Source organism: Microbacterium hanjuni (assembly GCF_043556395.1).
GTDB lineage: Bacteria > Actinomycetota > Actinomycetes > Actinomycetales > Microbacteriaceae > Microbacterium.
In genome coordinates this window covers 287881-309256 of record NZ_JBIGIK010000003.1, presented here as the reverse complement: position 1 = coordinate 309256, position 21376 = coordinate 287881, and the positions used below count along the sequence as shown (strand labels likewise).

Annotated in this window: 24 protein-coding genes and 1 tRNA gene; 14 read left to right on the top strand and 11 right to left on the bottom strand. The window is 69.0% G+C overall.

Annotated elements, in window-relative coordinates; genetic code table 11:
- Window positions 1-48: 48 nt before the first annotated feature.
- Entirely contained in the window at window positions 49-555 is a 507-nt protein-coding gene (locus ACFXP5_RS13705; protein ID WP_394528981.1) for a DNA modification methylase, read from the bottom strand.
- Window positions 556-684: 129 nt separating this feature from the next.
- Here ACFXP5_RS13705 and ACFXP5_RS13700 point away from each other — a divergent pair, with 129 nt between their 5' ends.
- Window positions 685-1167 carry a CarD family transcriptional regulator gene (locus ACFXP5_RS13700; protein ID WP_394528980.1) on the top strand — a complete coding sequence of 161 codons (483 nt, stop codon included), beginning with the start codon at window positions 685-687 and terminating at the stop codon, window positions 1165-1167.
- A 28-nt stretch (window positions 1168-1195) separates the two neighbouring features.
- A complete protein-coding gene (gene ispD, locus ACFXP5_RS13695; RefSeq protein WP_394545425.1) occupies window positions 1196-2389 on the top strand; it encodes a 2-C-methyl-D-erythritol 4-phosphate cytidylyltransferase in 1194 nt (397 codons plus the stop codon).
- 3 nt (window positions 2390-2392) lie between these two features.
- Here the strand turns inward: ispD and ACFXP5_RS13690 are convergent, their stop codons facing one another.
- Both ACFXP5_RS13690 and ACFXP5_RS13685 read right to left on the bottom strand, forming a co-directional pair.
- Complete coding sequence (locus ACFXP5_RS13690; protein ID WP_394545015.1) at window positions 2393-2857, bottom strand: GNAT family N-acetyltransferase; 465 nt, start codon at window positions 2855-2857, stop codon at window positions 2393-2395.
- A 1-nt stretch (window position 2858) separates the two neighbouring features.
- Window positions 2859-3779, bottom strand: coding sequence for a DMT family transporter (locus ACFXP5_RS13685; RefSeq protein ID WP_394545014.1), 921 nt, complete (start codon window positions 3777-3779; stop codon window positions 2859-2861).
- Window positions 3780-3842: 63 nt separating this feature from the next.
- Here ACFXP5_RS13685 and cysS point away from each other — a divergent pair, with 63 nt between their 5' ends.
- Genes cysS through ACFXP5_RS13670 form a run of 3 tightly spaced genes read left to right on the top strand, consistent with a single transcriptional unit; the run spans window position 3843 to window position 6915 of the window.
- On the top strand, window positions 3843-5252 hold the full coding sequence (gene cysS / locus ACFXP5_RS13680) for a cysteine--tRNA ligase (RefSeq protein WP_394545013.1): 1410 nt from the start codon (window positions 3843-3845) through the stop codon (window positions 5250-5252).
- The gene (gene rlmB, locus ACFXP5_RS13675) at window positions 5245-6246 is read left to right on the top strand and encodes a 23S rRNA (guanosine(2251)-2'-O)-methyltransferase RlmB (RefSeq protein WP_394528976.1); all 1002 of its coding nucleotides are present in this window, start codon (window positions 5245-5247) and stop codon (window positions 6244-6246) included. Before cysS ends, rlmB begins: the two co-directional genes overlap by 8 nt.
- Before the next feature lie 27 nt (window positions 6247-6273).
- A complete protein-coding gene (locus ACFXP5_RS13670; protein WP_394545012.1) occupies window positions 6274-6915 on the top strand; it encodes an NAD(P)-dependent oxidoreductase in 642 nt (213 codons plus the stop codon).
- Between the two features lie 25 nt (window positions 6916-6940).
- Here ACFXP5_RS13670 and ACFXP5_RS13665 read toward each other — a convergent pair whose 3' ends face one another.
- Together ACFXP5_RS13665 and ACFXP5_RS13660 are read right to left on the bottom strand one after the other, a co-directional pair.
- Window positions 6941-8242 (bottom strand): DUF4032 domain-containing protein, encoded by a 1302-nt coding sequence (locus ACFXP5_RS13665; RefSeq protein WP_394528974.1) that lies wholly within the window; start codon window positions 8240-8242, stop codon window positions 6941-6943.
- 74 nt (window positions 8243-8316) lie between these two features.
- Complete coding sequence (locus ACFXP5_RS13660) at window positions 8317-9420, bottom strand: ABC transporter ATP-binding protein (protein ID WP_394528973.1); 1104 nt, start codon at window positions 9418-9420, stop codon at window positions 8317-8319.
- Window positions 9421-9663: 243 nt separating this feature from the next.
- Here ACFXP5_RS13660 and ACFXP5_RS13655 point away from each other — a divergent pair, with 243 nt between their 5' ends.
- Together ACFXP5_RS13655 and ACFXP5_RS13650 are read left to right on the top strand one after the other, a co-directional pair.
- The gene (locus tag ACFXP5_RS13655) at window positions 9664-10659 is read left to right on the top strand and encodes a DsbA family protein (protein ID WP_394545011.1); all 996 of its coding nucleotides are present in this window, start codon (window positions 9664-9666) and stop codon (window positions 10657-10659) included.
- A gap of 69 nt (window positions 10660-10728) precedes the next feature.
- Window positions 10729-10801, top strand: a tRNA-Thr gene (locus tag ACFXP5_RS13650).
- A 133-nt stretch (window positions 10802-10934) separates the two neighbouring features.
- Here the strand turns inward: ACFXP5_RS13650 and ACFXP5_RS13645 are convergent.
- A complete protein-coding gene (locus ACFXP5_RS13645; RefSeq protein WP_394545010.1) occupies window positions 10935-11276 on the bottom strand; it encodes a DUF7882 family protein in 342 nt (113 codons plus the stop codon).
- Between the two features lie 205 nt (window positions 11277-11481).
- Between ACFXP5_RS13645 and ACFXP5_RS13640 the strand changes: the two genes are divergently transcribed.
- Both ACFXP5_RS13640 and ACFXP5_RS13635 read left to right on the top strand, forming a co-directional pair.
- Window positions 11482-12186, top strand: a complete 705-nt coding sequence (locus ACFXP5_RS13640) for a GAF and ANTAR domain-containing protein (protein ID WP_394545009.1) — start codon at window positions 11482-11484, stop codon at window positions 12184-12186.
- A 26-nt stretch (window positions 12187-12212) separates the two neighbouring features.
- Window positions 12213-12920 (top strand): ANTAR domain-containing protein, encoded by a 708-nt coding sequence (locus ACFXP5_RS13635; RefSeq protein WP_394545008.1) that lies wholly within the window; start codon window positions 12213-12215, stop codon window positions 12918-12920.
- 30 nt (window positions 12921-12950) lie between these two features.
- Here the strand turns inward: ACFXP5_RS13635 and ACFXP5_RS13630 are convergent, their stop codons facing one another.
- Window positions 12951-13529, bottom strand: a complete 579-nt coding sequence (locus ACFXP5_RS13630; protein ID WP_394545007.1) for a nitroreductase family protein — start codon at window positions 13527-13529, stop codon at window positions 12951-12953.
- A complete protein-coding gene (gene msrB / locus ACFXP5_RS13625) occupies window positions 13526-13933 on the bottom strand; it encodes a peptide-methionine (R)-S-oxide reductase MsrB (RefSeq protein ID WP_394528967.1) in 408 nt (135 codons plus the stop codon). Before msrB ends, ACFXP5_RS13630 begins: the two co-directional genes overlap by 4 nt.
- A 74-nt stretch (window positions 13934-14007) precedes the next feature.
- On the opposite strand from msrB, the gene ACFXP5_RS13620 reads away from it, so the two are divergent.
- The 5 genes from ACFXP5_RS13620 (at window position 14008) to groL (ending at window position 18069) form a co-directional block, all read left to right on the top strand.
- On the top strand, window positions 14008-14997 hold the full coding sequence (locus tag ACFXP5_RS13620) for a DUF2332 family protein (protein ID WP_394545006.1): 990 nt from the start codon (window positions 14008-14010) through the stop codon (window positions 14995-14997).
- Window positions 14998-15006: 9 nt separating this feature from the next.
- Window positions 15007-15261 (top strand): DUF3263 domain-containing protein, encoded by a 255-nt coding sequence (locus tag ACFXP5_RS13615; protein WP_394528965.1) that lies wholly within the window; start codon window positions 15007-15009, stop codon window positions 15259-15261.
- A 35-nt stretch (window positions 15262-15296) separates the two neighbouring features.
- Complete coding sequence (locus ACFXP5_RS13610) at window positions 15297-15905, top strand: LytR C-terminal domain-containing protein (RefSeq protein WP_394545005.1); 609 nt, start codon at window positions 15297-15299, stop codon at window positions 15903-15905.
- 165 nt (window positions 15906-16070) lie between these two features.
- Window positions 16071-16271, top strand: a complete 201-nt coding sequence (locus ACFXP5_RS13605) for a cold-shock protein (RefSeq protein ID WP_394518006.1) — start codon at window positions 16071-16073, stop codon at window positions 16269-16271.
- 178 nt (window positions 16272-16449) lie between these two features.
- Window positions 16450-18069, top strand: a complete 1620-nt coding sequence (gene groL, locus ACFXP5_RS13600; protein WP_394528963.1) for a chaperonin GroEL — start codon at window positions 16450-16452, stop codon at window positions 18067-18069.
- A gap of 342 nt (window positions 18070-18411) precedes the next feature.
- Here groL and ACFXP5_RS13595 read toward each other — a convergent pair whose 3' ends face one another.
- The 3 genes from ACFXP5_RS13595 to ACFXP5_RS13585 form a co-directional block, all read right to left on the bottom strand.
- On the bottom strand, window positions 18412-18699 hold the full coding sequence (locus tag ACFXP5_RS13595; protein WP_394528962.1) for a WXG100 family type VII secretion target: 288 nt from the start codon (window positions 18697-18699) through the stop codon (window positions 18412-18414).
- A gap of 115 nt (window positions 18700-18814) precedes the next feature.
- The gene (locus ACFXP5_RS13590) at window positions 18815-20524 is read right to left on the bottom strand and encodes a sensor histidine kinase (protein ID WP_394545004.1); all 1710 of its coding nucleotides are present in this window, start codon (window positions 20522-20524) and stop codon (window positions 18815-18817) included.
- 82 nt (window positions 20525-20606) lie between these two features.
- A complete protein-coding gene (locus ACFXP5_RS13585) occupies window positions 20607-21299 on the bottom strand; it encodes a response regulator transcription factor (RefSeq protein WP_394528948.1) in 693 nt (230 codons plus the stop codon).
- Window positions 21300-21376 lie beyond the last annotated feature (77 nt).

Here is a 21376-nt window from a genome sequence, read left to right as displayed (position 1 = left end):
ACCCGGCGCTGATCGATGGGCTTCCCCTTCGGGGGGAGCCCATCTGGGTTAGGGCAGGAGGTCGCTGTAGTAGTCGAGGCGGCCGTCGAGGACCGGCACCTGGTAGAGCACGCCTTCGGCGTCACCCGACTGGAAGTAGACGGGGATCGTCTCGCCCGGGAGGGCGCCGATCGATTCGAGCTCGAGGGGTTCGGTGTCCTCATCGGGCGCGCCGAAACTGACGGTCTCATTGGCCGGCACGCGGACGGTGGCCGTCTGGGCGCTCGAGCCGTCGCCGATGTCGAGGGTGAGGGTCTCGGGGTCGTCGGTGGCGTTCACCACGGCCGCGATCATGGTGGCCGTCTCGCCCTCGTCATCCGTGATGATCAAGGCGTTGCGCACCTGCAGCGGCCCGGAGTCGGGGATGTTGACCCCGTCGCCCGGCGAGTACGGGATCTCTGTGGCCTGCTCGGACACCAGGGCGCAGCCTGACGTCCCGAGAAGGACGACGGCACCCAGGGCGACAGACGCGATGAGGCGGGAATTCACAGATCCTCCCAGCGGAGCAGACGACATCCCCTGCAGTCTATGCGGTCGCCGGTGCGAGCGGCGGACGGCCCGGCACCACAGGGCTGCCTGGGGGTGGAGAACCTTAGCGCAAAGCCGCCTGTGGTATCCTGGACGTTGCCGAAAGGACATAACTCCATGCTTTTTGAGGTTGGCGAAACCGTCGTCTACCCCCATCACGGGGCGGCCACGATCATCGAGGTCAAAGACCGGATCATCAGGGGCGAGACGAAGAAGTACCTGAAGCTCAACGTCACGCAGGGAGACCTCGTCATCGAGGTGCCTGCGGAGAACGTCGATCTGGTGGGTGTCCGCGATGTGATCGGTAAAGAGGGGCTCGACCGCGTGTTCGAGGTCTTGCGTGCCCCCTTCACCGAAGAGCCCACGAACTGGTCCCGCCGGTACAAGGCGAACCTCGAGAAGCTCGCTTCCGGTGACGTCATCAAGGTGAGCGAGGTCGTGCGCGACCTGTGGCGCCGCGACCAGGACCGCGGGCTGTCGGCCGGCGAGAAGCGGATGCTGGCGAAGGCCCGTCAGATCCTCGTCTCCGAGTTGGCCCTGGCCGAGAAGACCGACGAGGAGCGCGCTGGATTGGTGCTCGACGAGGTCCTCGCAAGCTGAGGCCGCCCGCTAGCGTGGGGTGGTGAGCATGCTCCCCGTCCCACGCCTTGCCGTCATCGTCGTCGCCGCCGGTGCCGGCACGCGCTTGGGCGCCGGAGGGCCGAAAGCCTTCATCGGCCTCGACGAGGACTCGATCCTTCGTCACGCCCTCGCGAACGTGTTCGCCGGGCCCGAGGCGCAGGTCGTCATCGTCACCCCGACAGGGTTCGAAGGCGACGCGCTGACCGATGCGCTCGCCGTGGCGGGCGACCGTCGTGAGCTGATCACCGTGGTCACCGGTGGACGCGCCCGCCAGGACTCCGTGGCGGCGGGGCTCGCGGCCGTCTGGGCAGACGTCGAGTACGTGCTCGTCCATGACGCTGCCCGCGCCCTGACCCCACCCGCCGTCTTCGATCGGGTGATCTCCTCGCTCGACGCCGGCCTACCCGCCGTGATCCCGGCGCTGCCCGTGGTCGACACGCTCAAACGGATTGCGGGAACCTCGGTGAGCGCCGCCGTCGATCGCTCCGAGATCGTTGCGGCGCAGACACCGCAGGGCTTTCGGCGAGACGTGCTCGTCACCGCGTACCGGGTGGCTTCCCGCGAGTTCACCGACGACGCGGCGCTGGTGGCGGACGCCGGGCACCCGGTGGCCGTCGTCGCGGGGGATCCGCTGGCCTTCAAGATCACCACCCCCCAAGACCTCGACCGAGCGCGTCACCTGGTTGCGCCGTTGCCGACGCGCGAGGTCAGCATCGACCCCGTGCCGAGCGAGCCGCGCGTGGGGGTGGGTACCGACGTCCACGCGTTCTCGCCCACCGGCACCCTCTGGCTGGCTGGTCTCGAATGGCCGGGCGAGCAGGCGTTGTCCGGTCACTCCGACGGTGACGCGGTTGCGCACGCGATCGTCGATGCCCTTCTGGCCGCGGCTGGACTCGGCGACATCGGTACGCACTTCGGGGTCGATCGACCCGAGTACGACGGTGCGCATGCCGACGTGTTCCTCGCCCGCACTCTCGGCCTGATCGGTGAGGCGGGGTGGCGCATCGGCAACGTCTCGGTGCAGGTGCAGGCTCAGCGTCCCCGTTTCGCCGCACGCCGCCGCGAAGCGGAAGCGACGCTGTCCAGCGCCCTGGGCGGTGCCGTGGTGTCGGTCAGTGCGACCACCACGGACGGCCTGGGATTCCCCGGCAGAAGCGAGGGCGTCTTCGCCGTCGCCGTCGCTGTGCTGCTGCCCGCCTGAGCGTCAGATCGCGCGGGTGAGGAACAACGAGAACGGGTCCTCCCGGTAGGGCGGAAACGGCGGACAGCGGGTGAACCCCTCCCGCTCGTAGAGACCGAGTGCCGGGCCGAAGGGGGCCGTCGAGCCCGTCTCGAGCCAGAGGCTGGTCATGCCGCGCGAGCGCGCCTCCGCGATCACGTGACGCAACAGCATCCGTCCGATTCCTTCACCGCGGAAGCGATCAGCCACGCGCATCGACTTGAGCTCACCGCGTTCGGCGTCGAGCGTCTTGAGCGCGACGATACCGGCGACCTCGGTGCCGACCCACGCCGACCAGAAAGTCACCTCGGGATGACGCAGGCTGTCGATATCGAGCGCGTGCACGCTCTCAGGGGGCGAGGTGGCCCACATGTCGGAGAGGTGGAACGCCACTAGCGCGCGCGTCGGCGCACTCGTGAGGTCATCGAGCCGGATATCCACGCTTGTCATCTCATCCCTCCATGGCGAACGGTCGGGGGTCGCGTCGGCTTCGCGAACCCCACGCGAGCAGCAGCAGTCCTGTGCCGAGCACGATCAGTCCGGCCACGGCGAGCGGCGAGAGCTGTTCCCCGAGCACCGCGACGCCGAGGAGCCCCGCCGTCAGCGGCTCGGCGAGGGTCAGGGTCGCGGCCGTCGCCGCGGTCAGTCGCTGCAGCCCCCAGGTGAAGAGCGCGTAGGCGATGGTGATGGTGGCGAGTCCCAGCCACAGGGCCATCACGACGCCGCGCTCGGAGGCGAGCCAGCCGAGGCCGACGAACGGCAGCACAGCGAGTGAGGCCAGGGCGGAGAAACCGCCCATGCCACCGGCGACGGTGAAGGCGTCCCACCCGGTCGAGAGCAAGCGGCGTTGCGCGTTCGCGAGCACCGCGAACGACGCGCCGGCTCCCACCGACCCGGCAAGACCCAGCGGGTCGGTGGCACCTGCGTCGGTCGACCCGCCGAGGGCGAGCAGCACGACCCCCGCCAGGGCGAGGGTCGTCGCACACGCCCACACGCGGGACGGTCGCCGCCGCGTGAGCAGCCACTCGATCGCCCCCGCCATCACCGGTGCCGAGCCCAACGCGACGACCGTCCCCACGGCCACCCCGTTGCGCTCGGTTCCGAGGAAGAACAGCGGTTGGTATACCGCGAGGCCGAGGCCGGCGAGGGCCATGAGCGCCACGGCCGATGGGGTGCATCGGGGGTGAACCGGCGATCGTCGTCGAATCCGTCTCCCCCAGAACAGGCCGATGACGGCCAGGGCAGTGCCGCCGATCACGAGACGCACCGCGCCGACCGCCCAGGGTGTGGTGTCCGCCGGACCGAGGGCCTGCGAAGTGCCCGAGGTGCCGAACAGCACGGCGGCTGCGATCACGGCGAGGAGGGCGGGCATCTTTCCTTTCTAGCGGCTGAGGCCGCCCGGATCGGAACCGGTGCCCCCGGGTAGGCTTGCGAGGTGAACATTCGGCTGTACGACACGAAAGCGCAGACCCTGCGCGACTTCGAGCCGCTCGACCCCTCGAATGTCACCCTCTACGTCTGCGGGCCGACGGTGCAGTCCGGCCCGCACATCGGCCATGTTCGCGCGGCTCTTGCCTTCGACGTCCTCCGCCGCTGGCTCTCCTATCGCTTCGGGCGCGTCACGTTCGTGCGCAACGTCACCGACATCGACGACAAGGTGCTGGCCAATGCCACGGTCGACGAGCCGTGGTGGGCGCTCGCGTACCGCATGGAGTTGGAGTTCGCGCGGGCGTACGCCGCGGTCGGCATCCTGGCTCCCACGTACGAGCCGCGAGCGACAGCGTCGATCCCGCAGATGCAGGAACTCATCGCCCGACTGATCGAGGCCGGGCACGCCTATGCCGCCGATCCGGCGACGGATGCTGCGGGCGACGTCTACTTCGACGTACGGTCCTGGGCCGATTACGGCTCGCTGACCCATCAGCTTCTCGATGCGATGGAGTCGGCCACGGACGCCGACCCGCGCGGCAAGCGCGACCCGCACGACTTCGCGTTGTGGAAGGGCACCAAACCGGGGGAGCCTGCCAGCGCCACGTGGGACTCACCCTGGGGGAGCGGGCGCCCCGGCTGGCACATCGAGTGCTCGGCGATGTCGCGCCGCTACCTGGGGCCCGAGTTCGACATCCACGGCGGCGGCCTCGACCTGCGTTTCCCGCACCACGAGAACGAGCTCGCGCAGTCGACGGCGGCCGGCGACGCCTTCGCGCGGTACTGGGTGCACAACGGCCTCGTGACCGTCGATGGGCAGAAGATGTCGAAATCCCTCGGCAACTTCGTGCTGGCCGACGACGTCCTTGCCGTGCGCGACCCGCTGGCGGTGCGTTACGCCCTGATGGCCGCGCACTACCGCTCGAACCTCGACATCTCCGACAAGGCGTTCGACGAGGCGGAAGGCGCGCTCGAGCGCATCGCGACGTTCCTGCAGCGCGCCGAGAAGTTCTCCGGCGATGCTCTCGGCGACCCGGGTGAACTTCCCGCCGCGTTCGCCGCCGCCCTCGACGACGATCTCGGGGTGCCCCAAGCCCTCGCCGTCATCCATGAGACCGTTCGCACCGGCAACACCGCCATCGACGGCGGAGACGTCGACGTTGCGGCGACCGCAGCGCAAGCGGTGGCGGCCATGCTCGAGGTGCTCGGCCTCACCGCGCTGCAGGACACTCGAGCGTCCGGGTCGGAAGCATCCGCCCTCGACGCCCTCGTGCGCACCATGATCGACCAGCGCGCCGAGGCGCGCGCAAGCAAAGATTGGACGGCGGCCGACCGCATTCGCGACGCGATCGCGGCGGCCGGCATCGTCCTCGAAGACGGTCCCGAAGGGACCCATTGGAGTGTGAACCGTGGCTAGTTTCGGAAACCCGTCCGCCGGGCGAGGCAAGAAGAAGGGCCCCACGAAGGGCACCGGCGGCAAGAACCGCCGCTCCCTCGAGGGGCGCGGACCGACACCCAAGGCGGAAGAGCGCGCCTGGCACCCGGCAGGCAAGCGCAAGGCGGCCCAGGAGCGGTTCACCGCTGCCGGGGGAACCGGTCGTCCGGGCGTGCGCGCGACCGGCGGCAACGCCAGCCGCGGCGGACGCCCCAAGCAGAGCGACGACACCGAGATCGTGACGGGTCGCAATTCGGTGCTCGAGGCGCTGCGGGCGAAGATCCCCGCGACCGCGTTCTACATCGCGCAGCGCGTGGAGATGGACGATCGCACCAAAGAGATGCTCGCCCTCGCCACGAACCGGGGCATCCCGGTTCTCGAGGTCACCCGTCCTGAGCTCGATCGCATGGCGGGCTTCGACGGTGTGCACCAGGGCGTCGCTCTGAAGGTGCCGCCGTACGAGTACGCGCACCCGCAGGACCTGCTCGAGAAGATCATCGCGAGGGGCGAGACGCCTCTGCTCGTCGCTCTGGACGGCGTGACCGACCCGCGCAACCTCGGCGCGATCATCCGCTCCACCGGGGCGTTCGGCGGACAAGGCATCATCATCCCGCAGCGGCGATCGGCCGGCGTCAACTCCGCCGCGTGGAAGACCAGCGCCGGAGCGGCCGCCCGCGTGCCGGTGGCGATCGCCCCGAACCTGACGTCGACCCTGAAGGAATTCAAGAAGCAGGGCGTCTTCGTTCTCGGTCTGGATGGCGGCGGCGACGTGTCGCTGCCGGCGCTGGATCTCGCCGACCGGCCCGTGCTGATCGTGGTGGGCTCCGAGGGCAAGGGCCTGTCGCGCCTGGTCACCGAGACGTGCGACCAGATCGTGTCCATCCCGATCTCCGCCACCACCGAGTCGCTGAACGCGGGGATCGCGGCCTCGGTCGCGCTCTACCAGGTCGCCACGCTGCGCGCAGTCCGCGAGTAGTCCCGCACGACGAACGGAAGGAACACCATGGCTCGGATCGCTGTCATCGGGGGAACCGGCTACGCCGGCCGGCACATCGTGGCGGAGGCGGTGGACCGCGGGCACACGGTCGTCTCGGTCGCCCGCACCGTTCCCAACGAACGCGTCGAGGGTGCGACCTACCTCGAGGGCACGCTGCTGGACGTCCCCGGGCTCGTCGCGGAGTTGGAGGGCGTGGACGTGGTCGTCTCGACAGTGCCGGGCCGCGGAGACATGCTCGGCAAGGTGCGTCCCGCCGTCGCCCAGCTGGTTGCAACTCTCCCCGACACCGTGCGCGTCGGTGTGATCGGCGGCGCCGGCGGCAGCCTCGCGTCCGCTGACGGACCGCGCCTGGTCGACACCGAGGAGTTCGCCGAGGAATACAAGCCGGAAGCCCTCGAGGCGGCGGACATCCTCGAAGACCTGAAAGCGCTGCCCGAGGATCGCGACTGGTTCTACATCCACCCGGCGGGCGGCTTCGGCGCGTGGGCCCCGGGGGAGCGCACCGGCACCTACCGTGACGGCGGCGACGTGCTCGTCGTCGACGAACAGGGCGAGTCGTACATCTCCGGCGCCGATCTGGCGGTCGCGGTGATCGACGAGATCGAGTCGCCCCAGCATCCGCGAGACCGCTTCACCGTCGGCTACTGAACCCGCCCCGCTCCGGGGGCGGTGCTCAGACCAGGTCGCGCCAGTTCACCTCGTCGGAGGCGTCGGTGGGGATGCTGCCGGTGATCACGGGCAGCGACAGGGTGTCGGTGGAGGGGCCGATCACCGTCGCCTCGTCGCGGCGGTGGCGCAGCACATCGTCGATGTACGACGTCAGCACCTCCGCCAGCGGTACCGACCGCCCGCGCGCCTGCGACATGTACCATCGGTGCTCGAGCACCTGGTGGAACACCTCGGCCGGCTCGAGCTTGGCGCGCAGGTCGAAGGGGATCGCCATCACGATGGGCTCGAAGACGCGGGTGAGCCACTCGTGCGCGACCATCTCCTCGTCGGCGCCCAGCCGTGAGATGCGTGCGCGGAACTCGTCGAGGTCGTTGAGCAGCCGTCTGGCCTGATTCTCCTCGACGTCGAGGCCGGTCAAGCGCAGCAGGCGTCGCTGGTGGTGTCCGGCGTCGACGACCTTCGGCTCGATCGAGACACGGGTGCCGTCGGGGGTGGTCAGCATCGACATCTCACCGATATCGAAGCCGAGCGCGTTCAGTCGCTGCACCCGCTCGGTGATGCGCCAGGACTCATCGAGACCGAAGGTCTCCTGGTCGGTGAGCGCCGCCCAGAGCGAGTGGTACGACGACATGATGCCGTCCGCGATCTGCACGGCATCGATTCCGCCCTCGAGGCGTCCGCCCGCTTCGAGGTCCATGATCTCGCCCGCGATGTTCGTGCGGGCGACGTCCAGATCGTGCGCCCGCTGGCCGGGGGTCAGGCCGCCCTCGTGCAGTTCGCCGGTCTCGGCGTCGACGAGGTAGGCGGCGAAGGCACCGGCGTCGCGGCGGAAGAGGGTGTTGGACAGCGACACGTCGCCCCAGAAGAAGCCGACGTTGTGCAGGCGCACGAGCAGCACGGCCAAGGCATCGACGAGGCGCGTCGCCGTGTGGGGACGCAGCACCTGGGTGAACAGGGCGCGATAGGGAAGCGAGAAGCGCAGGTGAGCGGTGACGAGCGCGGCCGGGAGGGGCTCGCCCTCGGCATCCGTCCGGCCGGCGATCACTGCGACGCGTTCGACGCAGGGCGCATCCAGGCGGTGGAGGTTTCCCAGCATGTCGTACTCGCGGCGTGCCATCTCCTCGGTCGTCTCCTTGATGGCGACCACCCGTCCTGACAGGTTGGCGAAGCGCACCAGGTGGCGCGAGAGCCCCTTGGGGAGGGAGACGATGGTGCTGCTCGGCCAGTCCGCGAGGGGCAACGACCAGGGGAGGGCCAGCAGACCGGGATCGACGGAGCTGGCGGTGATGCTGAGGGCGTCGGGCACGAGAAACCTCCCCGAGAAAAGGCCGCGGCGCGGGAGTCGGTTGACTTCCCGCGCCGCGGCGTTGCGAAAACGGATCAGGCGGAGGCGATGGCCCGGTCGGTCAGACGCTCGCCCGAGGTGACGTCGAAGACGTGCATGTGTCCCGGGACGGGCGCGAGCACGACCGACTCACCCGCGTTGGGGTGGTTGCGTCCGTCGACGCGCGCGACCAGGTCGGTGCGCTTGCCGCCGACCTCGGTGTGGCCGTACAGGTAGCCGTCGGCGCCGAGCTCCTCGACGAGGTCGACGGTGACCCGCAGACCCTTGCCGTCGGCCGGCGAGACCACGATGTCCTCGGGGCGCACACCGATGGTGACCTCGGAGCCGTTCGCCTTGCCGATGGTGTCGGCCTCGATGCCGACCACGGCGTCGCCGAAGCGCACGCCGCCTTCGGCGAGGTCGGCGGTGAACAGGTTCATCGCGGGCGAGCCGATGAAGCCGGCCACGAAGACGTTGTTCGGCTTCTCGTAGAGGTCGCGGGGCGTTCCGACCTGCTGCAGCACACCGTCCTTCAGCACGGCGATGCGGTCACCCATCGTGAGCGCCTCGGTCTGGTCGTGCGTGACGTAGACGGTGGTGACGCCGAGACGACGCTGCAGCGAAGCGATCTGCGTGCGCGTCTGCACGCGCAGCTTCGCGTCGAGGTTCGACAGCGGCTCGTCCATGAGGAACACCTGGGGCTGACGCACGATGGCGCGGCCCATCGCGACGCGCTGACGCTGACCACCGGAGAGCGCCTTGGGCTTGCGCGTCAGGTACTCCTCCAGGTCGAGCAGCTTCGCGGCCTCGAGCACGCGCGCGGCGCGCTCGTCCTTGCCGACGCCGGCGATCTTGAGCGCGAAGCCCATGTTCTCGGCGACGGTCATGTGCGGGTACAGCGCGTAGTTCTGGAAGACCATGGCGATGTCGCGGTCTTTCGGGGGCACGTCGGTGACGTCGCGATCCCCGATCAGGATGCGTCCTTCGTTGACCTCTTCGAGGCCGGCGAGCATGCGCAGCGAGGTGGACTTTCCGCAACCCGAGGGGCCGACCAGAACCAGGAACTCGCCATCGGCGACCTCGAGGTTCAGCTTGTCGACCGCGGGGCGGGTGCCGCCGGGATACAGGCGGGTTGCATTGTCAAACGTGACGGACGCCATGTTCTCTTCTCCTTCACCGGCAGGTACGTGCCGGACGATCCGTAGTGATGGAATGAGCGGGGCATGCCCCGGCGCCCCCCATTGGGCGCAGGGTCATTATGTCACGGCGTCCTCCCGCACGGGTGGTCTCTCGCATCCCGTCGTCTGGGCTTTTCCCAGCCTGCCTGGCTAGCATCGAGACACGACCGCGTTCCCGTGCGGCCCGCCGAAGCTCTTTCGGCGTGTGCTCTCCCAGAAGGTTTCATGCCCAACGACGACCCATCGAACGTGCCCGCCAAGCGCGACCGCCGCGAAGCGGTGCGCGAGAAGGCGCAGCAGGTTCAGACGAAGCAGTCACGCCTGCGCGTGCTGCGGCGCGTGCTGCTCGGCGTCGCCATCCTCGTCGTGGTGGGCGTTGCCGCTGTCTCGGTGAGCTGGGCGGTCACCTCCGCCACGTCGCGGCCCGTGCTGCAGCCCGACAACGCCGACGCCGACGGCTTCCTCGTGACCTCCGTGGCCGGTTCTGCCGACGCGGGAGTCGCCCCGAACCCCGACGAGGCCACGCCGACGCCCGGAACGGAGTCGGCGACTCCCACTCCCGAGCCCAGCCCCACCACCACGGCTGCGCCGCCCGTCGACATCCGCGTCTACGTCGACTACCTCTCCGCCGGTGCGCGGGAGTTCCAACTCGCGAACGCCTCGCAGCTGACGAAGTGGGTGGAGGCCGACACGGCCACCCTGACCTACTACCCCGTGGCGATGCTGACGGCGAAGTCGAACGGCACGAAGTACTCGCTGCGTGCGGCGAGTGCAGCCGCGTGCGTTGCGACCTACTCGCCCGACACCTTCTTCCGCTTCAACCACGAACTCCTGCGTGCGCAGCCGGGCATCGATTCCGACGGCCTGACCGACGAAGACCTGGCGAACCTGGCGATCGGCTCGAGCGCCGAGGACCCCGACGCGACCCGCACCTGCATCGAGGACGAATCGTTCGCGGCCTGGGCCAAGTCGGCGACGGACCGCGCCCTGAAGTCCATCCCCGGCACCGACGGTATGACCCTCACGGGGACGCCGGTCGTACTGGTCAACGGCACCCCGTACGTCGGTGCGCTGGATGACCCGAAGGAGTTCCAGCAGTTCGTGACGGCTGTGGCCAGCGACGCGTACTACCGCACCGCCAGCCCGACCCCGACGCCGACGGCTACCCCGACGCCGACGCCCACCGAGACCGCGACACCGTCGCCGACCGCCACGCCGTAAGCCCGCTCGTACCGCCGCCGACCGCCACGCCGTAAGCCCGCTCGTACCGCCGGATAGACTGGCGGTTCTGCCGGCTTGGCGCAATTGGTAGCGCACCGTACTTGTAATACGGGGGTTGCAGGTTCAAGTCCTGTAGCCGGCACGACGGGCGTCGACCCGCACGTTGTCATACGGGGGTTGCGGGTTCACGTCCTGTAGCCGGCACCAGGGGCGTCGACCCGCACGTTGTCATACGGGGGTTGCAGGTTCACGTCCTGCAGCTACCGCCGCCCAGGTCAGACCAGGACCGCGAGATCCTCGCTGACAGCGGTGCGTGCGTCGACGGCCGGCTCGCGGACGGCGTAGAGGCCCGTGGGGGAGTTGGCCGTATAGGTGAGGGCCTTCAACCACGGATGGCTGATGGCGGGCTGACGGCTGCCGTGGAACTTGAATTTTAGTCCGGCGCCCGGGTGGATCCACACCATGATGCGACCGGACCCGAGGCTGACGTCTTCTTTCCAACTGAAGAAGAAGCTCTCCGATCGGCGCAGCTTCGTCCCCATGACGATCTGCAGATGCGCAAGGAGCCGATCTTCGATCTCGGTCTTGGTGACGTTGTCGTACGTGAAATACCCCATGGCCCGACTTCCCAGTTCTTACGTGACGCGGCGAATGAATGAGCGTCGACCGGGGTCTGGGGCAACTACTTGCGAAGCTACACGCCGAGACGACATCCCACAACGCCCTCCCCGTCCTGATTGCATTTCAGCAGAGGATGTTAGCTTCGGAGTGACGGCACCAGGACCCAGCGCCACGTCACTCGATGAGGACAGGCGGTAATCCATGGGTAGGCCTTTGCCGGGCGATGATCGAGCTGCGTTCTCCGCGGCGCTCGCCCGAGTCACCGGAGCGCGGGCGGGCGACGATCTCTGCACGCCTTTCGTCGATGTCGTGGGCGTCAGCGGAGCAGCGATCTCCACCCTGGGGCGGCCGCTCGGCAGCGAGACCCTCTCGGCCAGCGACACCGTTGCGGCTCGGATCGCGGAGATCCAGATCGACCTGGGCGAAGGGCCGGGCTGGCGTGCCCTGAAGATGCGGCGCCCGATCCTCGAGTCCGACCTGCAGGCGGCCGGCGGCGCCGAATGGCCCCTCGCACGCGAGGCCCTGCGCGGACTCGGTATCGGCGGGCTGTACGCCTTCCCCCTGTACGTCGGGGAGCTCAGCGTCGGCTCCGTCGACCTCTACTCACCCACCCCGCACCGGCTGTCGCAGCGAGCGGTCGATGACGCCGGAGTCCTGGCGGTCATCGCATCACGGCGCCTGCTTCGTACCGCCCTCGACGATCTCGAGAACGTGGACGACGGTCTCGCCGACGGGCCCCATTCGCGGCGAGAGGTGCATCAGGCGTCGGGCATGGTCGCAGCCCAGCTCGGCCTCAGCGTCGACGACGCGATGCTCGTGCTGCGCGGGCGGGCGTTCTCCTCGGGACTCACCGTCGCACAGGTGGCGGCCGACGTCGTCGCTCGGCGCATGGTCTTCGAGCGCTGACCGACCCCGCGACCTACACTCGGACTATGGCCACTCGCGAAGATCAGCTTCTGCAGACAGTGTCGACGCTGGCCGACTCCCTCGTCGACGACTTCGACATCGTGGATCTCCTTCAGCTTCTCGTGGAAGAAAGCGCCCGCATCTTCGACGCCACGGCGGCGGGGATCCTCCTGGTCAGCCAGGATCGTGTTCTCGAAGTGATCGCCTCCACGAGCGAGCGCAGTGAATTCGTCGGGCTCATGCAGTTGCGCGCCGGAGAGGGCCCGTGCGTCGAGGCCGTGGCAACGGGCGCGGTCGTATCGGTGGCGGATCTCGCGAAGATCACCGACCGCTGGCCGGACTTCGCCGCCGATGCTCTCCGATCGGGCTTTGCCTCCATCCACGCCATCCCGATGCGCCTCCGCGACTCGGTGATCGGATCGCTGAACCTCTTCCGCGATCGTGTCGGTGAACTGAACGCCACCGACGCTGCGGCAGCGAAGACGCTGGCCGACATCGCGACGATCAGCATCCTGCAACACCGTCTCGTCGAAGAGTCCGTGGTCGCACAGGGGCAGCTGCAGCGCGCTCTCGACAGCCGAGTCGTGATCGAGCAGGCGAAGGGCTACATCGCGCAGAGCCACGACCTCGACATGGACGAAGCGTTCCGCCTCATCCGCGCCCACGCGCGCTCGACGCAGTCCCGGCTCAGCGACATCGCGGCCGACATCACGGCCGGACGCCTGACGCTCTGACCGCACAGCACGGCGGTCGCAGCATCCTGCTCACTCGTCGTCGGTCTGCTCCAGCTCGAGCGCCTTCTTGCCGCGCGGCATCCGCGAGAGGTGCCGGCGCGCGTCGACCGCTTTGCGCCGGGCCAGGCGGCGCACCGGCGGTTTGCCGCCGACGTACAGCCACCCCAGCAACTCTTCGTTCTTCTCCAGGCCGTGCGCTTTCGCGACCGCCTTGCTGCGTGTGTAGCTGCCGGTGCGCCACAGCACGCCCCACCCGGCGTCGTCCAGCAGCAGGCTGAGCATGTGGGCCACGCCCGAGGCGACCGCCTCCTGCTCCCACTTCGGCACCTTGTCGGTGCGTCGGTAGCTCGCCACGATCGCCAGGAGCAGGGGCGCCCGCATGGGCTTGGTCGAGAAGCCCTTCTCGCCCTCGGCCTTGGCGATCGCGCGGCCGAGCCGCTCCCGGTCGGTGCCGCGCAGTTCGACGACCCGCCACGGCCGCAGGGCGGAGTGATCCGCCACGCGCCCGGCAGCCGAGACGAAGGTCTCGATCTCGGCCCGCGTGGGTGCCTCGTCGGTGACTTTCGACCACGACCGTCGGGCTCGGACGGCCTCGAGCGCGCCTGTCACGCCTCGTCGCCCGGAGCGAACTCGAGGGCGAGGGAGTTCATGCAGTACCGGTCACCGGTCGGGGTGCCGTATCCGTCGGGGAAGACGTGGCCCAGGTGCGAGCCGCAGGTCGCGCAGCGCACCTCGGTGCGGGCCATTCCGAGCGAGCGGTCCTCGATGAGTTCGACAGCCTCGGGACGCACGGATTCGTAGAAGCTCGGCCATCCGCAGTTCGAATCGAACTTCGTGCCGCTCTGGAACAGCTCGGCGTGGCAGGCCGCGCAAGTGTACAGACCTGCTCGTGCCTCCTCGAGCAGTTCCCCGGTCCAGGCGCGCTCGGTGGCCGCCTGGCGGAGGACGGCGTACTGGTCGGGATCGAGCTCGGAGCGCCACTGCTCGTCGGTCTTGTTCACGGCGTAAGTCATGTGCTCCTCCTTTCCCCTCTATTCAACCCGACTGCAGAGGCGCCGGAGCCGTTCCAGCAGGGATGATGGGCGGGATGGATGAGGATGCTGCGGCCGCGGTCGCTTCCCGGTACCGCCGGTTCGCCGAGCTCGAGGCGCCGGGGCGTTCCGACCTCTACGCCGCGTGGGCCGACGGGGTCGCGGGCTCTCGCGTGGTGCAGGCCGTGTTGGCACGCATTCCGGCGACGCATCGCCAGCCTCCGCTGGTATTCGCGGTCACCCGTCTCCTCGGTGCGCCCGAGGCGGACTTCCCGACGTGGTCCCGATGGCTGGTCGCCCACGCGGACGAGGTCGTCGAAGAGTGCGGTGCGCGCAGCATCCAGACCAACGAACCCCTCCGGTGCGCAGCGCTGTTGCCCGCACTGTCGCTCATCGAGGGACCGATCGCGCTGCTGGAGGTGGGAGCGAGCGCCGGACTCTGCCTGTTCCCCGACCGGTACTCCTATCGATACGACGCCTCCGACGCGGTGGTGGCGCTCGATCCCGTCGACGGCGTGAGCGCGGTGGTGCTGGAGAGCACCCTGGTGGGGGCACCGCGGATGGCACTGCCCGAGATCGTCTGGCGCGCGGGGATCGACCTGCAGCCCCGATCGGCCGCCGATCCCGCCGACCGGGCGTGGATCACCGGGCTGGTGTGGCCGGGGGAGGAGGGTCGAGCCGAGCGGATGACCGCGGCGCTCGACATCGCCGCGTCCGATCCGCCGCTGCTGGTGGCGGGCGACGCGGTGGCGGGCCTGGCCGACCTCGCGGCGCTCGCACCCGCCGATGCGACGCTGGTGGTCACCACGCCGGGAGTGCTCGCCCACGTGGCGCGCGCGAACCGGGCCCCTCTCATCGCGGCTGCCCGCGCCGCCGGACGATGGATCACGCTCGATGACGTGGGGCTGCACGAGGGGTGGCGCGGTGTGCCCGACCCCTGGCCGCCGGGCTTCGCCCTCGCGCTGGACGGTGAGATCCTCGCGTCGGTCGATCCATTGGGCTCGCGCGTGGTGTGGCTCCGCGGTGGGGAGGAGTTCGGGGGTTAGCGTGACGAAGTGCCCCTGAGTGACCGTGATCGCGCCTTGCTCGCCTTCGAGGCGGAGTGGCGACGGCAGGGTGGCGCGAAAGAGGAAGCGATCCGCGCCGAGTTGGAGATGCCGCCCGCGCGGTACTACCAACTGCTGGGCCGGCTCATCGATACCGCCGAGGCGCTCGAGCACGACCCCATGCTGGTGCGGCGCCTGCGCCGCTTGCGCGACGCCCGCGAGGCGACACGCGCTGCCCGCGTGACGCGCGCGGGCTCGCGCTGACACGGCGCGAGCACCCTGGCGGGTAGCATCGTCGGGTGCCGAAAACGACCTTCCCGCGAGACCGCTTCGACGATCTCGCGGACGAAAGCGGCCGGGTCGGCGCTCATCGGGCCGAGAATCCGCGCATGCGCGGCGGCGCGATCTTCCTCTGGGCGGTCGCCGCGGTCGTCCTGCTGACGGTCGCCGGCATCTTCGCCACCCTGCTCATCTCGGGCCGCATCTCGCTGACGCCGGAGGCCGAGCCGACGGCGGCGCCCGCCCCCGTGGTCGTGCCGGTGCTGGACACCACCTCCACGGTGATCGTGTTGAACGCCTCTGGTCAGCCCGGACTCGCGACCGCCGTCAAGGACACGCTCGTCTCGGCGGGGTGGCCCGCGGAATCGGTGTTCCCCGGAGATGCGAGCTCGGGATTCGACACGACGACGGTCTACTACTCCCTGCCCGAGGACGAGGCGGCTGCGGCCGGAGTCGCCGAGGCCATCGGTGGCGCCGACGTGCAGCAGAGCAGCGTGTACGACGCCTACCCGGTCGAGGACGATCCTGACACCGACACCAACGAGACGGATGCGCTGCGCTTCGTGGTGGTCGTGGGCGCCGATCGTGCGACGGGGGAGACTCCGACGGTCGAGCAGACGGCCGGCTGAGCGCTGCCGGACGGGCGCACCGCCGCGCTCGCGCCCCCGAGAGGGCACTGTGTTTCGGGCCGGTAAATAGTTCGGTGCACGCGTGTCAACAGTTGCCCGTGCGGCCTGATCGGCGTCGCGCCGCGTGGTTACGATGGCGGCGTCCCACAGCATCAGGAGAGCAGCATGACCCAGGGCACCGTCAAATGGTTCAACGCCGAAAAGGGCTTCGGTTTCATCACCGCAGGTGATGGGCAGGACGTCTTCGTCCACTACTCGAACATCGACATGACGGGTTTCCGCGTGCTCGAAGAAGGGCAGGCCGTGGAGTTCACGGTCGGTACCGGTCAGAAGGGTCCGCAGGCCGAATCCGTTCGCGTGGTCTGACCCGCAGCATCCGCTTCACGCCGCAGCATCCGTCGTCGGATGCTGCGGCGTTTCTGCGTCCGGGAGCGGCGCGTGCAGCTTGCACTCGCCTTGGCAGAGTGCCAAGATGGGCATTAGCACTCGACTCCGTTGAGTGCTAAAGATCTGTTTACCCAACGTCCGGGAGGGACGACAACCCATGGCAAAAATCATCGCTTTCGATGAGGAGGCCCGTCGCGGTCTCGAGCGCGGCCTCAACATTCTCGCCGACGCCGTCAAGGTGACGCTGGGCCCCCGTGGCCGCAACGTCGTGCTCGAGAAGAAGTGGGGTGCCCCCACCATCACGAACGACGGCGTCTCGATCGCCAAGGAGATCGAACTCGACGACCCGTACGAGAAGATCGGTGCGGAACTCGTCAAGGAGGTCGCCAAGAAGACCGACGACGTCGCCGGTGACGGCACCACGACGGCCACCGTTCTGGCTCAGGCGCTCGTTCGCGAAGGCCTGCGCAACGTCGCGGCCGGCGCCGACCCGATCTCGCTCAAGAAGGGCATCGAGAAGGCCGTCAAGGCCATCACCGACGAGCTCCTCTCCAGCGCCAAGGAGGTCGAGTCCAAGGAGCAGATCGCTGCCACCGCATCGATCTCTGCTGCTGACCCCGCCATCGGCGCCCTGATCGCCGAGGCGATCGACAAGGTCGGCAAGGAAGGCGTCGTCACCGTCGAGGAGTCGAACACGTTCGGCACCGAGCTGGAGCTCACCGAGGGTATGCGTTTCGACAAGGGTTACATCAACCCTTACTTCGTGACCGACCCCGAGCGCCAGGAAGCGGTCTTCGAAGACCCCTACATCCTCATCGCGAACCAGAAGATCTCGAACATCAAGGATCTTCTCCCGATCGTCGACAAGGTGATCCAGGAGGGCAAGGAACTCCTCATCATCGCCGAGGACGTCGAGGGCGAAGCTCTCGCGACGCTCGTGCTCAACAAGATCCGCGGCATCTTCAAGTCGGTGGCCGTCAAGGCTCCCGGCTTCGGTGACCGTCGCAAGGCCCAGCTGCAGGACATCGCCATCCTCACCGGTGGTCAGGTCATCACGGAGGAGGTCGGTCTCAAGCTCGAGAACGCCACCACCGACCTGCTCGGCCGCGCTCGCAAGGTCATCGTCACCAAGGACGAGACCACGATCATCGAGGGCGCCGGCGAGGCGTCGGCGATCGAGGGTCGCGTCACCCAGATCCGTCGCGAGATCGAGAACACCGACAGCGACTACGACCGCGAGAAGCTGCAGGAGCGTCTGGCCAAGCTCGCCGGCGGCGTCGCCGTCATCAAGGCGGGTGCGGCGACCGAGGTCGAGCTCAAGGAGCGCAAGCACCGCATCGAGGATGCTGTCCGCAACGCGAAGGCAGCCGTCGAGGAGGGCATCGTCCCCGGTGGTGGCGTCGCGCTCATCCAGGCCGGTCACGCCGTTCTGGGTGGCCTCAACCTCACCGGTGACGAGGCAACGGGTGCGAACATCGTGCGCGTCGCCATCGAGGCTCCGCTCAAGCAGATCGCGCTCAACGCCGGTCTCGAGCCGGGTGTCGTCGCGAACACCGTCGCCGGTCTCCCGCTGGGTCACGGCCTCAACGCCGCGACCGGCGAGTACGGTGACCTGTTCGCACAGGGCATCATCGACCCGGCCAAGGTGACGCGCTCTGCCCTGCAGAACGCGGCATCGATCGCTGGTCTGTTCCTGACGACCGAGGTCGTCGTGGCGGACAAGCCCGAGAAGGCGGCGGCTCCGGCCGGCGACCCGACCGGCGGCATGGACTTCTGATCCCTCGCTGAATCATCGGAACGGCCCCTCCTTCGGGAGGGGCCGTTCTGTGTTTCGCCCGCTCCGTCTTCCGCCCGCTCCGCGACGTGCCCGTCGGGGACGCATGCCCGGCGGCGGCCTGCGGCCGTCGCCCCGCCAGTCCCGGTGCCAGCGTCGCCGACGGGCACATCGCTGCGCTCGCGCAGGCCCGTTCGATGCCGCTCCGCGACGTGCCCTTCGGGGACGCATGCCCGGCGGCGGCCCGGGGCCGTCGCCCCGCCAGTCCCGATGCCAGCGTCGCCGACGGGCACATCGCTGCGCTCGTGCAGACGCGTCGGGGACCGGAGGCGCTCCGGGCCTTGGTCAGCGGAAGAGGTTCGTGCTGGCGTGCTCGACGTCGGCGTACTGGCGGCCGGCGACGGTCAGCGCGCCGCTGATGTCGGCAAGGGCCTCCTCCACCTGGTGCTGGGTGGCGCGCCAGCGCTCGAGGACGCCCTGGAAGGCGACCGCGGCCGTGCCCGTCCAGGAACCCTGGAGGCTCGAGAGCTGGGAGAGCAGGGCGGAGGATTCCGCCTCGAGTCTGCTCACGGTGCCCTGAGCGGCGGAGGTGGCGGAGAGGACGGCGTCGCTGTCGACGGAGAAGATGGCCATGGTGGCTTCCTTTCGGGAGGATGCGCGCCACGCTACGTCCCGCTCGAGGGCCGCGCCGCAGGTTCGCTGCCCGCTGTGCAGGACTCCTGGTCCGACTGCTGCTGGGGAGGAGAGGCTACGACTCGGAACGAGTCTGCTGCGGGGTCGTGTCGGTCGCCGCTTCCGCGACAGCATCCTGTTCCTCCGCCAAGGGGAGCGAGACGCGGAATGTCGCTCCGCCGCCGGGCGTCTCGGTCACCGTCACGCGTCCGCGCAGCGCGTCGACGATCGAGGCGACGATCGACAGACCGAGGCCGGAGCCGCCGGTCTCGCGAGTGCGCGAGTTGTCGGCGCGCCAGAAGCGCTCGAAGATCTGATCGCGGATCTGCTCGGGAACACCGTCACCGTGGTCGATCACTTCGATCCACCCGAAACCGGACTGCCGGTCGGCACCGACGCGCAGACCGATCGGTGAATCCTCGGCCGTGAACCGACGGGCATTCCCGATGAGGTTGGCGATCACCTGACGGATGCGGTTCTCATCGCCCAGCACGACCGGTTCGACGACCTCGATGGGCTCGCCCAAGGGGCCGGCCACGGTCGTGTCGGCTGTCCCGTCGCCGCGCTGGCGGCGGCGCAGCCGCGAGATCGTGGCCCCGGCGATCGCGATCGCCGAGGTCGCGGGCGATCCTCGGCGCCGTAATCCGTCGGCGGGCGCCGCCGGAATGTCGTCGGGCGCGGGACCGGCCGGCGGGTCGGTCTGCTCCTCCGTCTCGGCGGTCACCCTCTCGATGAGGAAGATCTCGGCGCCGACGGTGGTGTCATCGACCGTGACCTCGCGCTGCGGCGCCGTGGCGCGCAGGTCGAGGGCGGCATCGCGCGCGATCGGGCGCAGATCCACCGGCGTCATCTCGACGTCGCGCCGCTCGTCCAGGCGCGCGAGGGCGAGCAGGTCCTCGACCAGGACGCCCATGCGGATGGCCTCCTTCTCGATGCGCTCCATCGACTGCGCAATATCCTCGTCGCTGCGGATCGCGCCCATCCGGTACAGCTCCGCATAGCCGCGCACGGTGACGAGCGGGGTGCGCAGCTCGTGGCTGGCGTCACCGATGAAACGCCGCATCTGCCGAACGGTGGAGTCTCGTTGACGCAGGGCCGCGTCCACGCGTCCGAGCATCGCGTTGATCGCCGCCTTGAGGCGCCCGACCTCCGTGCCGGGCACCACGTCGGCCAGGCGCTGGCTGAAATCGCCGGCCGCGATCGACATCGCCGTCTCCTCGACCTGACCGAGCCCCCGGAACGTGAGGGTCACGAGGTAGCGGGTGAGCACGGCGCTCGCGACGAGGATGAGCAGGGCCAGGATGCTGTAGATACCGAGGAAGGTGCCGACCACCCGCTCCGTCGGCTCCAGCGGTTGGATGACCATCTGGGTGTAGATCTGAGAGATGCCTTCGATCGGCAGTGGCGCCACGGCCGCGCGGAACTCCGCGCCCGTCTTCGGGTCGCGCATCGACAACGGCTCGTTCATCGAGAAGTACGTCTTCTCGAGGGTCCACACCTCCGGGATCGGAGGTTCGGCCTCATCCTTGGTCCCGTCGTAGAAGGCCTGGATCGCCCCCTCCGGGCTGTACACCACGATCAGGTTGCCGGTCTGACCGGCATCCTCGCGGGCACGGAAACGGACGGCGCCGTCCTCGGTGTCGATGGTGAACACGGTGCTCGCGATGTCGCCGGAGACCGACTGTTCCAGCGCAGCGTCCAGGTTCGTGATCAGCGTCGAGCGCAGGAACGCCATGGTGCCCGCACCCGCGGCGAACAGCCCGATCGCAAGCAACGCGACGGTCACCCCGGTGACTTTGGCACGCAGGCTGACACCGCGCCACCATCGGGTGACCGCGTCGAGGGAGTCGGGCAGGGGGAGCCTCCGCTCAGGCCGTCTTGCCGGCCTTCAGCATGTAGCCGAAGCCGCGCTTGGTCTGGATGAGCGACTCGGTGGAGTGCGGGTCGATCTTGCGACGGAGGTAGGAGATGTAGCTCTCCACGATGCCGGCGTCGCCGTTGAAGTCGTACTCCCAGACGTGGTCGAGGATCTGCGCCTTCGACAGCACGCGGTTGGGGTTCAGCATGAGGTAGCGCAACAGCTTGAACTCGGTGGGGCTCAGGTCGATCGAGACGTCGCCGATCGTGACGTCGTGGGTGTCCTGGTCCATCGTGAGCTCGCCGGCGCGGATGACGGACTCCTCGTCGGCCTGCATCGTGCGACGCAGGATCGCCTGGATGCGGGCGACGATCTCGTCGAGGCTGAAGGGCTTCGTGACGTAGTCGTCACCACCGGAGTTGAGACCGGTGATCTTGTCCTCGGTCTCGTCCTTCGCCGTCAGGAAGAGGATCGGCGCGGTGTAGCCCGCCCCCCGCAGACGTTTGGTCACGCTGAAGCCGTTCATGTCGGGCAGCATGACGTCGAGCACGATGAGGTCGGGTTCTTCCTCGAGCACGGCGGAGATGGTCTGCGCGCCGTTGGCGACGGCTTTGACCTGGAAGCCCGCGAAACGCAGGCTCGTGATGAGCAGGTCGCGGATGTTCGGTTCGTCGTCCACGACGAGGATGCGCGGTGCGGTCATGGCCTCATTATCGTGACTCAAACCATGTACAGGCTGGATATCGGGCGGATCGGCGCTCAGGCGGCCGGGGCGAGGAT